The organism is Croceivirga sp. ABH4_376, from assembly GCF_056160685.1.
In genome coordinates this window covers 15,986-29,444 of record NZ_JBSWXQ010000002.1, presented here as the reverse complement: position 1 = coordinate 29,444, position 13,459 = coordinate 15,986, and the positions used below count along the sequence as shown (strand labels likewise).

Below are 13,459 nucleotides of genomic sequence, written 5' to 3'. Positions count from 1 at the left end.
GTTCTTTAAAGTGTTTGTTTTTAATTGTTGTAAAGTGTTGTTTCTATTGCAGAAGTGCTTTTTTTATTGTGTTCTTTGATTTTGTCGAATTTACAAAAATCAGAATTATTGGAAATAAATTCAGGAACTATATTCTTCATTAATTGTACCACGTTATCTTTAAAAAATAGATTTGCTACACAGAGTTCATCAATCAAATTTCTCACTTTTGAGTATTCTATTTCCCTTACTTTACTAATTAATATCTTTTCATGATAAGTTGGTAGTGTATTCTCTCCGTTTGCCAACAACTCTTCATATAATTTTTCTCCAGGTCTTAATCCCGTGATTTTAATATCAATATCGTTAGGATAGTGTAAACCGGATAGACGTATCATGTTTTTAGCCAAATCAATAATTTTAACTGATTCTCCCATATCAAAAATAAAAATCTCACCACCTTTACCCATAGCACCAGCTTCCAATACCAATTGAGAGGCTTCTGGTATAGTCATAAAATATCTAGTAATATCTTTGTGCGTTACGGTTAAAGGGCCTCCCTTTTCTATTTGCTTTCGAAATAACGGAATAACAGAACCATTAGAACCCAAAACGTTTCCAAAACGAGTTGTTATATACTTAGTTTTTCCCTCCTGTTGTTTACAACTAATGTACATCTCAGCAATTCGCTTTGTTGCCCCCATTATATTTGTAGGGTTCACTGCCTTGTCAGTGGAAACAAAAACAAATTTCTCAACAGCATACTCAAAAGCCAAATCTACTATTGTTTTAGTGCCGGCTACATTAATTTTAATAGCTTCATAAGGGTCTTGCTCCATCAATGGAACATGTTTGTACGCAGCTGCATGAAAAATTCTATCTGGCTTATACTCATCAAAAAGTTGTCTCATTTTATTCTTGTCCCGAATGTCACTAACTATTGGAATAAAATTGAAAAAACCTGCTTGTTTTAACTCTTGTTGTAAATCATATAAAGGTGATTCTGCCTGGTCTATGACTATTAAAGATCTGTATTTGTATCTACATATTTGCCTTACCAACTCACTCCCAATAGAGCCTGCACCACCTGTAACTATAATAACCTTATCTTCAAAGTCTTTGGATACTTTACTATTTTTTATTTCAATTGGTTGTCTATCCAATAAATCTTCTATCTGTACTCTTTTGATTTGGGAAAGCTTCAATTCACCATTGATCCAATCTTCAACCGGAGGTACAATTTTAACCTTTACAGGTAAATCTACTATCTCATTAACCAATTCTCTTAATTGCTTTGCATTAATGCTTTGGATAGAAAAAATAACTTCATTTATTGCGTTATACTTGACAAAATCTTCCGTTAAAATACTTTTGTCGTATACTTTAACCCCATTAATCTGTTTACCTACTTTTTTTAGATTATCGTCTACAAATCCTATTACCCTAGCCGCAATCTTAGAATGATTCATTAAGGTGTTGTAAGTAATTATGCCCGATTCTCCGGCTCCGTAAATAATTATATTTTTGGACGGCTCCTGCCCCATTTTTAAAACACTTTCATAAGCTACCTTGAATAAAAATCGGGAAGCTGCCAATGCAAAAAATGTTAGCAAGCTATTTATGATAATTATGGAAAGGGGTATTGTAAACTGATCTAATATTCCAAAGTATCTATTAAGCATTACGGTAGCAATAGCTCCAATACTTCCTAAGCAAACCGCATTAAATATGGCATAAACATCCTTAATTCCTGTGTGTCTTACAACCCCTTTATAGCTATTGGTAAATAAAAATGCAGTTAAGAATAATGCTACGATAATAGGGAGCTGAATCAATAAATTATCCACCTCAAAATTTAGGCTTAAATTAAATCGAACTAAATAGGCTAAAATAAATGAAACACTTACAATTGCTAAATCAATTGATAAAACCGTCCATTTTGAAGCGTAGCGCCTGCCATTTTCTTTTAAAAATTCCTTAATCATAGAAGTACGTTTTTAAGAATATTGCAGATTCGTTTTAAGTCTTTTTCAGTTAGACTAGATCCACTAGGCAAACACAAACCACGATTAAACAAATCTTCGCTAACCCCATTGGTGTAAGCTAGATTAGTATTGTAAACTGGCTGTAAATGCATTGGTTTCCAAAGAGGCCTAGACTCAATATTTTCTAATTCAAGTGCTAATCTCAATTTTTCCCTAATGTTGTAATTAGGCGTCAAAATACATGTTAACCACCTATTGCAACTAAAACCTTCTGGCTCTTCAAGAAAGCTTATTTCAGATAATTCACCTAATTCCTTTCTATAAAAATTGTAATTATTTCTTCTAGCCGAGACTCTATCTGCCAAAACTTCCATTTGCCCCCTTCCAATACCGGCCAATACATTACTCATCCTATAATTGTATCCTATAACGGAATGTTGATAATGTGGTGCGTTATCCCTTGCTTGTGTGGCTAAAAAAACCGCCCTTTCTTTATTTTCTTTAGTCTTGGTCAATAAGGCCCCACCGCCAGATGTTGTTATGATTTTATTACCATTAAAAGATAGCACCCCCATCTCACCAAATGTACCACAGCTATTCCCCATATAGGTGCTTCCTAAAGCCTCTGCACTATCTTCTATTATAGGAATATCATACTTTTCTGAAATGGTATGAATTGGCCCTACCTGGTAAGGCATACCATAAAGATGTACCGCAACAATAGCTTTAGGCTTAATACCTGCACTTATTCTGTCTACAATAGCCTTTTCTAATAGGTTTGGACAAATGTTCCAGGTTTCTTGTTCACTATCAATAAAAATTGGTTTGGCTCCCAAATAAGTTATCGGATTGGCAGAAGCTGCAAACGTAAAACTTTGACATATAACTTCGTCACCCAAACCAACACCCAATAAATCTAAAGCCAAATGCAAGGCAGCCGTACCAGAGCTTAGACATGCGGCGTAGGTATTATTAGCCACAAAATTTTCAATGGCATTTTCAAACTGTTGAACATTAGGTCCAAGTGGTGCTATCCAATTGGTCTTGAAGGCCTCTGCTACATAGCGCTCTTCGTTTTCTCCCATATGGGGCGGAGACAACCATATCTTTTCAACTGCTGTAGTGGTTTTCATTTATCGGTCTTAGGTTAATGTTAAAATTCCATAGTTAGAATTGAGAATAAATTTAGTTGTTAAAACGGCCTAACTGCATTATTTTAAATAGTATTCGGCAAATACATTATAAAATCGATTAACTACAAACATAACCATCTGGTCAGAAATAGTAGTTCTAGATAAGACGCAAAAAAAGCCGATAAGTCACCAAACTAAAAACTCTATTTTTATTCTGCAATATTAATGGTTTGTTGCCATTGGAATGTATATTTTTGAAAAGAATAAAGGGTTATTTATAATTAACAGTAAAATACGTACGATAAAATGAAAATCCTTGTTACTGGAGCTGCAGGTTTTATTGGGTATCATGTAACCAAGAGTCTCATAAATGCCAATCATAAGGTTGTTGCTCTTGACAACATCAACGATTATTATGAAGTACAACTTAAATTTGCTAGATTAAAGGAATTAGGGTTTGAAAAAGAGCAAGTAGAACCGTTTCATTTAGAAACTACCAGCAAACTAAATGAAAACTTAACTTTTACTAGGGCCAATTTAGAAGACCGTGATTTTCTTTTTGAATTATTTTCAAGAAATCATTTTGATAAGGTCTGTAATTTAGCCGCACAAGCTGGTGTAAGGTATAGTTTAGAAAAACCCGAAAAATATATTGAAAGCAATATTGTAGGTTTCTTAAATATTTTGGAGTGCTGTAGGCATTATAAAATTAACCACTTAGTGTATGCAAGTAGTTCTAGCGTATATGGTCAAAACAAAAAAGTTCCATTTAGCACCACAGATAACGTAGATCATCCAATAAGTTTGTATGCGGCAAGCAAAAAAAGCAATGAGCTAATGGCATACACTTATAGCCATTTATTTGGAATAAAAACCACTGGCTTACGCTTTTTTACGGTCTATGGTCCATGGGGTAGACCAGATATGGCAATTTTTTTATTTACTAAGGCAATTCTAGAAAATGTTCCTATTAACGTTTATAACAATGGAAAGCTAAAACGAGATTTCACCTATATAGAGGATATAGTGGATGGCGTCCACAAAATCATTAATGACCAAGAACAAGCGGCGAGAGAAGATAAATATAAGATTTACAATCTAGGAAACAACCAACCCGTAGAGCTTTTAGATTTTATTAAAACAATAGAAACTAGCTTGGGACAAAAGGCACAGAAACTTATGCTCCCCATGCAACCAGGGGATGTTCCTACCACCTGGGCAGATATTGACGAAACCATAAAAGATATAGGTTATAGACCAAAAACACCTATAACAAACGGAATACCTAAATTTGTTGCCTGGTATAAGACCTATTATGGATTACCCTGAATATCATAAAAAACAGAAATAGACGTTTTTGTATTAACATCTTTCAAAATAAATATAAAATAGTTAAACCTAAAATATGAATTTAACAGTAATCGGAACTGGCTATGTGGGCCTTGTTAGTGGCACCTGTTTTGCGGAAATGGGGAACAAAGTAACCTGTATAGATGTAGACGAAAATAAGATACAAAATCTAAAAGATGGTATTATTCCTATCTATGAACCTGGGTTAGAACCTATGGTTAAAAGAAACATAGACAATAATACCTTATTGTTCAGCACCAGTTTAAAAGATAACCTTTCTAATTGCGATATCGCTTTTATAGCAGTAGGCACCCCAATGGGAGAAGATGGTTCAGCAGATTTAAAATATGTTTTGCAAGTTGCCAAAGAAATTGGTGAGCATATGTCTACACCTTTAATTGTTGTAGATAAGTCCACCGTTCCTGTTGGCACGGCAGATAAAGTTAGAGCAACTATCCAAGCTGAATTGGAGAAAAGAAATGCTGAAATTGAATTTCATGTGGTTTCTAACCCAGAGTTTTTGAAGGAAGGTGACGCCATAAACGACTTTTTAAAACCAGACCGTGTAGTTGTAGGTTCTGATGATGAGAGCGCTACCAAAAAAATGAGGGCGTTATATTCGCCTTTCTTTAGAAGCAGCATGGACCGTTTAATTACAATGGACGTGCGTTCTGCAGAAATGACCAAATATGTTGCCAATGCCATGTTAGCAACCAAAATATCGTTTATGAACGAGATTGCCAATATTTGTGAATTGGTAGATGCAGATGTAAATAAAGTAAGGATCGGTATTGGTTCTGATAGCCGTATAGGGTATAGTTTTATATATCCAGGTAGCGGTTATGGCGGTTCTTGTTTTCCAAAAGATGTAAAAGCTCTTAAAAAAACGGCTGCAGAGCATGGTTATAAAGCAAGAATTATTGGTGCGGTAGAAGATGTAAACGACGACCAAAAATTTGTAATAGCAAATAAGGTCATTAATAAGTATGGAGAAGACCTTAGCAACAAAACCTTTGCGGTTTGGGGCCTTGCCTTTAAACCACAAACCGATGATATGAGAGAAGCACCAGCTATCTACATTATTAAGGAACTTGTTAAAAGAGGTGCAAAAATACATGCCTATGACCCAAAAGCTATGGAAGAGGCACAACATTTTTACTTAAAAGACATTCCTAATATAACCTATTTTAACGCTAAGTACGAAACCTTAGATGGTGCAGATGCAATGATTTTGTTAACGGAGTGGAAAGAGTTTAGGTCTCCAGATTTTGAGGAGTTAAAGAAACAACTAAGGCAAGCCGTTATTTTTGACGGCCGTAACCAATATAATGAGCAAATGCTTAAAGAAATGGATTTTGAGTATTACCAGATAGGAAAAAAATAGCTTCTAATTCATTTTTAAACAACTCAAACCCTAGATTTTACGGTCTAGGGTTTTTTAATATCCTATTCCCTAATCTGTAAGGGATTATATTACCCTGTCACCCATTTATTAAACGTACTTCTTCTTCAAAGGTTATACTTGGGCCAGAAACCTAACCAGATAACCGTTTTTGAAACCGCTTGATTATCACCTGTTTGTTAAAAATAAATGCATTTCATCGAAAAAAACATCGATGAACAACCATATTGACTCATTTGAACGTAATTTTAACGCAATCAAATTATTCTATTGAATTACCATTAATCGAATAAAAGACTATTAATGTCGAAAAATATAGATCAAAAACATTTTTTAAAGTTCCCAAACTTGCAAACCCCAATCGTATTTAACCTTAAGTTATGAAAGTAAAAATTCCTTATTTTTCAGCTATTATTTATCTCAGTTTAGTCATAATTTCTTGCTCTTCTTGTTCTCAGGACAACGATGTATTCATTTCGTCAGTAATAGAAGAACCAATAGCCCCTGATATTGAAATTGAAATTCCCAACAATGATGCTGAATCAAACAATGATCAAGATTCTAATAATCTAAACCAAAACAGTGGCGAAATTATAGTAATTGAGGATTTTGAAAATGGTAAAACTGCGTGGGAGTCCTCAGGAACTTTTAGGGGAGAAACCAATGACGCAGAAATAGTTGGAAACGCTAGGTCAGGAGAATATGCTGTTAAGTTTACTGCAAATGCAGGTGGAGTAAGAAGTGAATTTGCCATCAGAAATAATGATTCCAATAAATATTATGAATGGGGATTTGAATATTGGAACGCTGTTTCAATTAAAATTGTGGAGCCTGTTGGGGGATATAGAATAGCATTGCAACATCATGCGATTCCAGAAAATAATCCTACAAGATGGACAGATAGTGCTGGCAGCAATTCTTTTACAATGACTATGACAGATACACATCTCACATTCTGGACCGCAACTGATAAAAATTCAGTTAATGATAAGCCCGGTAGTTCTTCAGCTTTGGGAAAAAAGAAAGGTGTATCTGTTCCTTACCAAATAGGTGAATGGATTGATATTGTATCGCATTTTAAATTAACACCTGATAATACAGGATATTATGAAATATGGGTAAATGATAATAAAATTTTAGATATTCATGATAATCCCACTGTGTATTTATACGACAATGGTGGAGGAATTAAATATCCATTCGATTATTCCAAAATAGGTATTTACTATGGTAATAATGATAAACGTGGAGAAGTTCATTATGATTGTTTTAAAATTGTCAAAGGGAAAAGCTCTTTGGAACAAATGAGTCCTGAAGATTAATTTAGATTATAATTAGAAGAAAGAAATTAAAAATGTAATTTTACATTTTTAATTTCTTTCTTCTAATTATAAATGATCAACAAGACTATACCAGTAGACAAATTAAATCACGTAATTGGTTGTTTCATTATTATAACAATAGTCTTTCTAATTGCCTTAGGTCCATATTTAGACAAACATTTCATCTCAACAATAATCCTAATTCCTAGCTTATTTTTAATAGCTGTAAATAAAGATTCTAGAAGTTTCAACAAAAGGAATACAGAGCTAATTTTCTTCTTTTTACTATTTCTTGGAGGTTTTTTTTCTATTTTTTATTACACCTACTATGAGGATTACCTCAAGGATTTGAAATCAATTTTAGGAGCCTTTCTATCTGCATATATCGCAATTTCGTTTACAAAAAATCAAGATTATAGTGACTATTTCTTTTACGGATATATTATAGCCGCAATCTTACTGATAGTAATAATGTACTTAAACGATAATTTTAGTTTTACAGATTTTGCGTCAAGAATAGACTATAGGGATAGGTTCCTTTTGAATGCAAACGCTTACTCCTATTTTAGCTACTTTGCAAATATCTCACTCTTCTTTTTCCATATAAAAAGAAGAAGTTTTTTATCAACAATATTTCTTGTTTTATTACCTGTTTTATTTATCATAATAGCATTTGTAACTCAATCAAGAGGGGGCTTATTCTTAATTATTTTTATCAATTTAGCGTATTGGGTTATTATCCATAAACCAGCTAGCGATAAAGCATATTTAAAATTTTTGAAACCTATAATATTTTCACTTTTAATTATATACGGCACTTACAAATTCATTTCCTTCTACCAAAATTCCAGAATTAAGAACCGAATAGAGTCAAGTAGTGTTGGAGAGGATTCAAGAGGTTTACTTATTGAAAAAAGTTTTGAGTTATTTGAACAAAAACCATTTTTTGGTGTGGGTTTAGGACAAATACCTAAAATGAATGGTATTGGACAATTTTCTCATAATAGTTACATAGAAATTTTAGGAGAACAAGGATTATTTGGTGGGATATTACTTTCATTGGTGTTTTTCATACCTTTAATAAAGTGTTTAAAACTAATTATTTATAATCATAATAATCCGATAAATAAATTATTACTACTCTTTCTAATTTCCTTTTACTTTTATAATAATTTATATGTGTTTTATAAATACCCTTTCTCAATGATGTTCTTTTTCCTTATGGTAGGCATTATAAATCGAATATATTATAAAACAGTAACCCTTGTCAAACAATAAATTCTTTTATTAAATGTCTTTAAAGTCAAACGCTATAAAGAGTTTTAACTGGACTGCATTTGAATTGATTTTCAATCAGGGAACAGTATTTTTTGTTGGCATTATATTGGCAAGGTTATTGGAGCCAAAAGAATTTGGGATAATAGGTATCATAACTGTTTTTTTGGCAATTTCCAACTCTATAGTAGAGGGTGGGTTTAGTAGTGCATTAATAAGAAAAAATGATGCGAACAATAAAGATTATAATACTGTTTTCTATTCTAATTTAGCCTTAAGTGTAGTACTATATATTTTATTGTTTTTATCTTCACCATACATCTCGAACTATTTTGATATTGAAATATTAAATGTAACTCTTAAAATTGCAGGGCTAACCATATTATTTAATAGTGTCTCGATAATACACCGTACAATTTTAATTAAAAAACTGAATTTTAGACTTTTAGCCTTAATCAATATTTTATCGGCAATTTTTGGTGGGGTTTTTGCGATTTTTTTAGCTTATCAAAGCTTTGGTATTTGGAGTTTAATATGTTTAATTTTAGTTAGACCAATTATTCAAACAGTATTATATTTTATATTAGGTAGCTGGCGTCCTCAGCTTTTATTTGATAAAAAGAGCTTTGTAGAATTGGCAGGATTTGGTTACAAAGTACTTTTGTCTGGATTAATTAATACAATTTACAAAAATGTTTATTATGTAGTCATAGGAAAAATATATTCTCCGCTAACATTAGGCTATTATACTCGAGCAGAACAATTTCAAGCGCCAGTATCTGGAACCATAAGCCGAGCAATAAGCAAGATTAGTTTTCCATTGTTATCCCTTATTCAAGACGATAGAGAAAAATTAAAACATGGATTTGTCAAATTTATTAAGTTTAGTTTTTACTTAACCTCTTGTGTAATAGCTATAATAGCTGGGGCAGCAAAATCCATTGTATTATTATTGATAGGAAGTAAATGGAATGAATCAATCATTTACCTTCAATTGATGTGTATTCCTGCAATATTATATCCACTTCAAATACTACATTTAAATTTATTATTAATTAAAGGATACTCAAATTTAAATTTAAAATTGGAAGTAGTTAAAAAAATTATATTGATTCCTCTAATCTATATTACCTCTAAATTTAATGTCGAAGTAATGCTTTACGGTTTAATATTGTTTTCTATATGTGAATATTTTATAAACAGCTTTTTTACCAATAGAATTATTAGATATCCAATAAAGGAACAACTATTGGATTTATTTCCTCGAATATTAATTGCTTTTGTCCTATTTTCCTCATTATTGTGGATAGACTCTTTTAACTTTAGTCTTACTTTAAAATTAACAATTCAATTATCCACAGCTTTTCTGGTTTTTATTCTAATTAATGAAGTATTTAAACTAGATGAATATAAGGAAATGAAAAATAAAATTAATGAGCTTTTAATCAAACTAAATGTATAAGAAAAATATTGCCTTCTTATTGACCAAGGTATCGGAAAAGGGAGGCATCTCGCGCGTTTGTTCAATAATTACAAATGAATTACAAAATTTAGAAAACTTCTCTATACATGTAATTAGCTTTCAACAACAAGATAACCATGGCTATTTATGGAATAAGAATATCAAATTTCACAATTTGGTTAGAGACAAAACACCTATGAAACAAGGAATATTTCCAGCAACGTTTAAACTAAGGACTATTATAAAGAAATATGATATTAAAATAATTATTAGTTGCGGTGAATTAGTAGCTCCGCTGGGCGTATTTGGTTCTTTTTTTACTAATGCAAATGTTTTGTATTGGTCACATTCTAGTTTTAAAAATACCAAAAGTAACAAGTTTAGAAAATTAAATGAACAATTTGCTTGCTTTTTTTCAAAAGCTGTAATTAGCTTAACAAAAACTGATGAAAAGAATTACTATACCGAAACTAAAGCAAAAAAAGTTTATCAGATTTACAATCCTATTGATTCTAAAATAACACTAAGCAAGAATATTTACAATGCAAATTCAAATAAGATTATTAGTGTCGGAAGACTAGTCCCTCAGAAAAATTTTATTTGTTTAATAGACGTAGCTAAAATTGTACTTGATACCAACCCTGATTTCGTTTGGCATATTTATGGTTCTGGAAAAGAAAAAAAAGCGCTTAATAATAAAATTATAAAATTAGGATTAAAAAATAGATTGATACTTAAGGGTCAAAGCAATAATTTGTATGAAATATATCCGGAATACTCTTTAATGGTTATGACATCCAAATACGAAGGATTTCCAATGACGCTTTTAGAAGGAATGGCCTATAATCTGCCACTTGTAAGTTTTGATATTTCAACTGGGCCAAATGAAATTATACGGAATAATCATAATGGTTTTTTAATTAAACCATTTGATAAAAATAAGATGGCGAACAAAATCAATCAATTAATTCAAAATAAATCATTAAGAATTGAGTTTTCAAAAAATAACATGCAACACGTATCTGAATTTAATCTGAGCAACATAGTTGAAAAATGGACAGATATAATTGAAAAAAACATAGATTGAATATGATCATAAAATCCATATATGTTCTAATTTAATTAATAATTCTATTTTATTTGATTTAATGAAAAAATTGAAATGTTTACATATTTGCAATGATTTTCTAGGCAGTAGCGTCCACAAAAATTTATATTCACATTTAATAAAGGAAGATATCGAACAAACAATATTCATTCCTTTAAGATACGGGAAAGAAAAGAAATTAACTGATTTAAAAGAGTCATTAAAGGTAGAGTATATTGTATCCGATTATTTAAAGCCATCCCACCGAGTTTTCTTTAGAAAAAAAATTAAATTTCTGTATAAACCGCTAAAATTTAGAATAATTCAGGAAAAGTTCAATATTGTTCATGCGACCACTCTTTTTAGTGATGGTGCTTTAGCATTAAAAGTATATAAAGATTTTAATATTCCTTATATAGTCACAATCAGGTCAACAGATATAGATGCATTTTTTAGATTCAGACCTGATTTAAGTCCTTTAGCGAACGAAATCTTAACAAAATCCTCTAAAATTATTTTTATTAGTAATGCCTTAAAAGAGCGTTTTTTTAAGCTTAAAAACATAGCTAATATTAAAGAGTTAATTAAGGATAAATCGATAATAATTAATAATGGCATCGATGATTATTGGTTAAAAAATAAAAATTCCAAGCAAATTCTAACAACACCTTACAAACTACTATATGTTGGTTCCCTAGTTGGAAGAAAAAATGTAGTTCAATTAATTAAATCTGTAATTCAGTTAAATAATTCAGGCTTAAAATATGAGTTGACTATTGTAGGAGAAGGAGGAGAATATGAAAAAAGTGTTAAACATTCGGCGAAAAAGTTTCCAGCTTTCATAAAATACCTAGGCGCAATAAAAAACTTAGAAACCCTAAAAAGTATATACAATCAAAATCAAGTCTTTGTATTACCATCTACAGTAGAAACTTTTGGACTTGTTTATATTGAAGCATTAACACAAGGATTACCAACTATACATTGCAGAAATCAAGGAATTGACGGTACATTTAAGAAAAGAATCGCAACAGTTGTAGAACCTAATTCCTTGGTCAGTTTAAAAAATGGAATCGAAGATACTATTAAAAATTATGAACAATTTGAGCTTAATAAAATAGATTTTAGTCGATTTTCATGGAAATTAATTGCCAACAAATATAAACACCTATATCAAACGATTAAATGAACATCTTATACATACACCAGTACTTTCAAACACCAAATGATTGGGGCGGTACCCGATCCTATTGGATAGCACAAGAATTGATAAAAAATGGCCACAAGGTAACCATGCTTACTACCTCTAGTGCTATTGATACTAAAATACATAAGGCAAATGTAGACGGAATAGAGGTGATTTATTTAAAAGTGCCCTATAGCCAATACATGAGTATCTTTAAAAGGTTATTGTCTTTTGTTAATTTTATGTTGAAGTCTTCCAGGATGGCTTTAAAACAAAGAGATATTGATTTAATTATAGCCACTTCTACCCCACTTACCATTGGTTTCCCTGCATTGGTAGCAAAAAAACTAAAAAAAATACCCTTTATCTTTGAGGTTAGGGATCTATGGCCCGAGGTGCCCATACAAATGGGTGGTTTAAACAATAAATTTGCTATTAAACTTGCGCGCTGGTTTGAAAGGACAATTTATAAGAATGCAGAGCAAGTGGTTGCCCTATCCCCAGGTATGGAAGACGGAGTAATAGCTGCCGGCACCCCAAAGGAAAAGGTTGCAATGATACCTAATATGTCTAAAATAGACTATTTCTGGACACGCGAAAAAAATCTTGATCTGGCCAAAAAACTAGGCGTTAAACCCAACTCTTTTAAAACGGTATACTTTGGTGCTATGGGTATAGCAAACGGAATGGATTATATAATTGAAGGTATTAAAGAATTAAAAAATAACCAGGATGTTGAGTTTCTATTTATGGGAGGTGGATCAACAGAACCTGTTTTAAAGAAGAAGTGCGAGGATTTGGGAATACACAATGCCCATTTTCTTGGTGGTTTTGGCTTAAAAGAACTATCCGAAATTGTGAACTTATGCGATGTTTCAATCGTTACTTTTGCAGACTTGCCCATCTTAGCAACAAATTCTCCCAACAAACTATTCGATAGCTTATCTGCAGGTAAACCGATACTGGTTAACTCTCCAGGATGGACAAAAAAAATGGTTCAGGAATACAATTGTGGTATGTTTGTGGATCCTAAAAAACCAAATGAACTAGCTACCGCTATAGTACATCTAAAAGAAAATCCCGAAACGTGCAAAACAATGGGGTTAAACGCAAGAAAGCTAGCGGAAACAAAATATGACAAATCTATCTTGTGCAAAGAATTTGCAGAGGTGGTTAAAAATGTTCAACAAAAAATTGAACGCAGGTAACGGCAACTAATAAGACTGGGATTAAAAAAAATGGTCTTATAACCCTTAATTTTCACATTTAAACTAGAAT

General features: G+C 31.8%; 10 protein-coding genes. 8 read left to right on the top strand and 2 right to left on the bottom strand.

The window, feature by feature from the left end; translation table 11 throughout:
* Positions 1-20: 20 nt before the first annotated feature.
* Together ACXAGS_RS04320 and ACXAGS_RS04315 are read right to left on the bottom strand one after the other, a co-directional pair.
* A complete protein-coding gene (locus ACXAGS_RS04320; RefSeq protein ID WP_474904850.1) occupies positions 21-1,964 on the bottom strand; it encodes a polysaccharide biosynthesis protein in 1,944 nt (647 codons plus the stop codon).
* Positions 1,961-3,097 carry a DegT/DnrJ/EryC1/StrS family aminotransferase gene (locus ACXAGS_RS04315; protein WP_474904848.1) on the bottom strand — a complete coding sequence of 379 codons (1,137 nt, stop codon included), beginning with the start codon at positions 3,095-3,097 and terminating at the stop codon, positions 1,961-1,963. Before ACXAGS_RS04315 ends, ACXAGS_RS04320 begins: the two co-directional genes overlap by 4 nt.
* A 306-nt stretch (positions 3,098-3,403) precedes the next feature.
* Here ACXAGS_RS04315 and ACXAGS_RS04310 point away from each other — a divergent pair, with 306 nt between their 5' ends.
* From ACXAGS_RS04310 to ACXAGS_RS04275, 8 genes are all read left to right on the top strand, one after another.
* On the top strand, positions 3,404-4,426 hold the full coding sequence (locus tag ACXAGS_RS04310; RefSeq protein ID WP_474904847.1) for an NAD-dependent epimerase: 1,023 nt from the start codon (positions 3,404-3,406) through the stop codon (positions 4,424-4,426).
* A 76-nt stretch (positions 4,427-4,502) separates the two neighbouring features.
* Entirely contained in the window at positions 4,503-5,831 is a 1,329-nt protein-coding gene (locus ACXAGS_RS04305; protein ID WP_474904846.1) for a UDP-glucose dehydrogenase family protein, read from the top strand.
* Positions 5,832-6,229: 398 nt separating this feature from the next.
* On the top strand, positions 6,230-7,171 hold the full coding sequence (locus ACXAGS_RS04300) for a heparin lyase I family protein (RefSeq protein WP_474904844.1): 942 nt from the start codon (positions 6,230-6,232) through the stop codon (positions 7,169-7,171).
* A gap of 72 nt (positions 7,172-7,243) precedes the next feature.
* Positions 7,244-8,449, top strand: a complete 1,206-nt coding sequence (locus tag ACXAGS_RS04295) for an O-antigen ligase family protein (protein WP_474904842.1) — start codon at positions 7,244-7,246, stop codon at positions 8,447-8,449.
* A gap of 13 nt (positions 8,450-8,462) precedes the next feature.
* The gene (locus tag ACXAGS_RS04290) at positions 8,463-9,908 is read left to right on the top strand and encodes a lipopolysaccharide biosynthesis protein (protein WP_474904840.1); all 1,446 of its coding nucleotides are present in this window, start codon (positions 8,463-8,465) and stop codon (positions 9,906-9,908) included.
* Positions 9,901-10,995, top strand: coding sequence for a glycosyltransferase (locus ACXAGS_RS04285; protein WP_474904838.1), 1,095 nt, complete (start codon positions 9,901-9,903; stop codon positions 10,993-10,995). The genes ACXAGS_RS04290 and ACXAGS_RS04285 overlap by 8 nt, the downstream gene beginning before the upstream one ends.
* Before the next feature lie 61 nt (positions 10,996-11,056).
* Complete coding sequence (locus ACXAGS_RS04280) at positions 11,057-12,184, top strand: glycosyltransferase family 4 protein (RefSeq protein ID WP_474904836.1); 1,128 nt, start codon at positions 11,057-11,059, stop codon at positions 12,182-12,184.
* Positions 12,181-13,389, top strand: coding sequence for a glycosyltransferase family 4 protein (locus tag ACXAGS_RS04275; RefSeq protein WP_474904834.1), 1,209 nt, complete (start codon positions 12,181-12,183; stop codon positions 13,387-13,389). Before ACXAGS_RS04280 ends, ACXAGS_RS04275 begins: the two co-directional genes overlap by 4 nt.
* Positions 13,390-13,459: the final 70 nt, after the last annotated feature.

Excerpts from the sequence above, each read along its gene's own strand:
- ACXAGS_RS04290 (WP_474904840.1), top strand. The coding sequence starts at position 8,463 with ATGTCTTTAAAGTCAAACGCTATAAAGAGTTTTAACTGGACTGCATTT.
- ACXAGS_RS04285 (WP_474904838.1), top strand. The coding sequence starts at position 9,901 with ATGTATAAGAAAAATATTGCCTTCTTATTGACCAAGGTATCGGAAAAG.
- ACXAGS_RS04280 (WP_474904836.1), top strand. The coding sequence starts at position 11,057 with ATGAAAAAATTGAAATGTTTACATATTTGCAATGATTTTCTAGGCAGT.
- ACXAGS_RS04295 (WP_474904842.1), top strand. The coding sequence starts at position 7,244 with ATGATCAACAAGACTATACCAGTAGACAAATTAAATCACGTAATTGGT.
- ACXAGS_RS04310 (WP_474904847.1), top strand. The coding sequence starts at position 3,404 with ATGAAAATCCTTGTTACTGGAGCTGCAGGTTTTATTGGGTATCATGTA.
- ACXAGS_RS04315 (WP_474904848.1), bottom strand. The coding sequence starts at position 3,097 with ATGAAAACCACTACAGCAGTTGAAAAGATATGGTTGTCTCCGCCCCAT.
- ACXAGS_RS04275 (WP_474904834.1), top strand. The coding sequence starts at position 12,181 with ATGAACATCTTATACATACACCAGTACTTTCAAACACCAAATGATTGG.
- ACXAGS_RS04305 (WP_474904846.1), top strand. The coding sequence starts at position 4,503 with ATGAATTTAACAGTAATCGGAACTGGCTATGTGGGCCTTGTTAGTGGC.
- ACXAGS_RS04300 (WP_474904844.1), top strand. The coding sequence starts at position 6,230 with ATGAAAGTAAAAATTCCTTATTTTTCAGCTATTATTTATCTCAGTTTA.
- ACXAGS_RS04320 (WP_474904850.1), bottom strand. The coding sequence starts at position 1,964 with ATGATTAAGGAATTTTTAAAAGAAAATGGCAGGCGCTACGCTTCAAAA.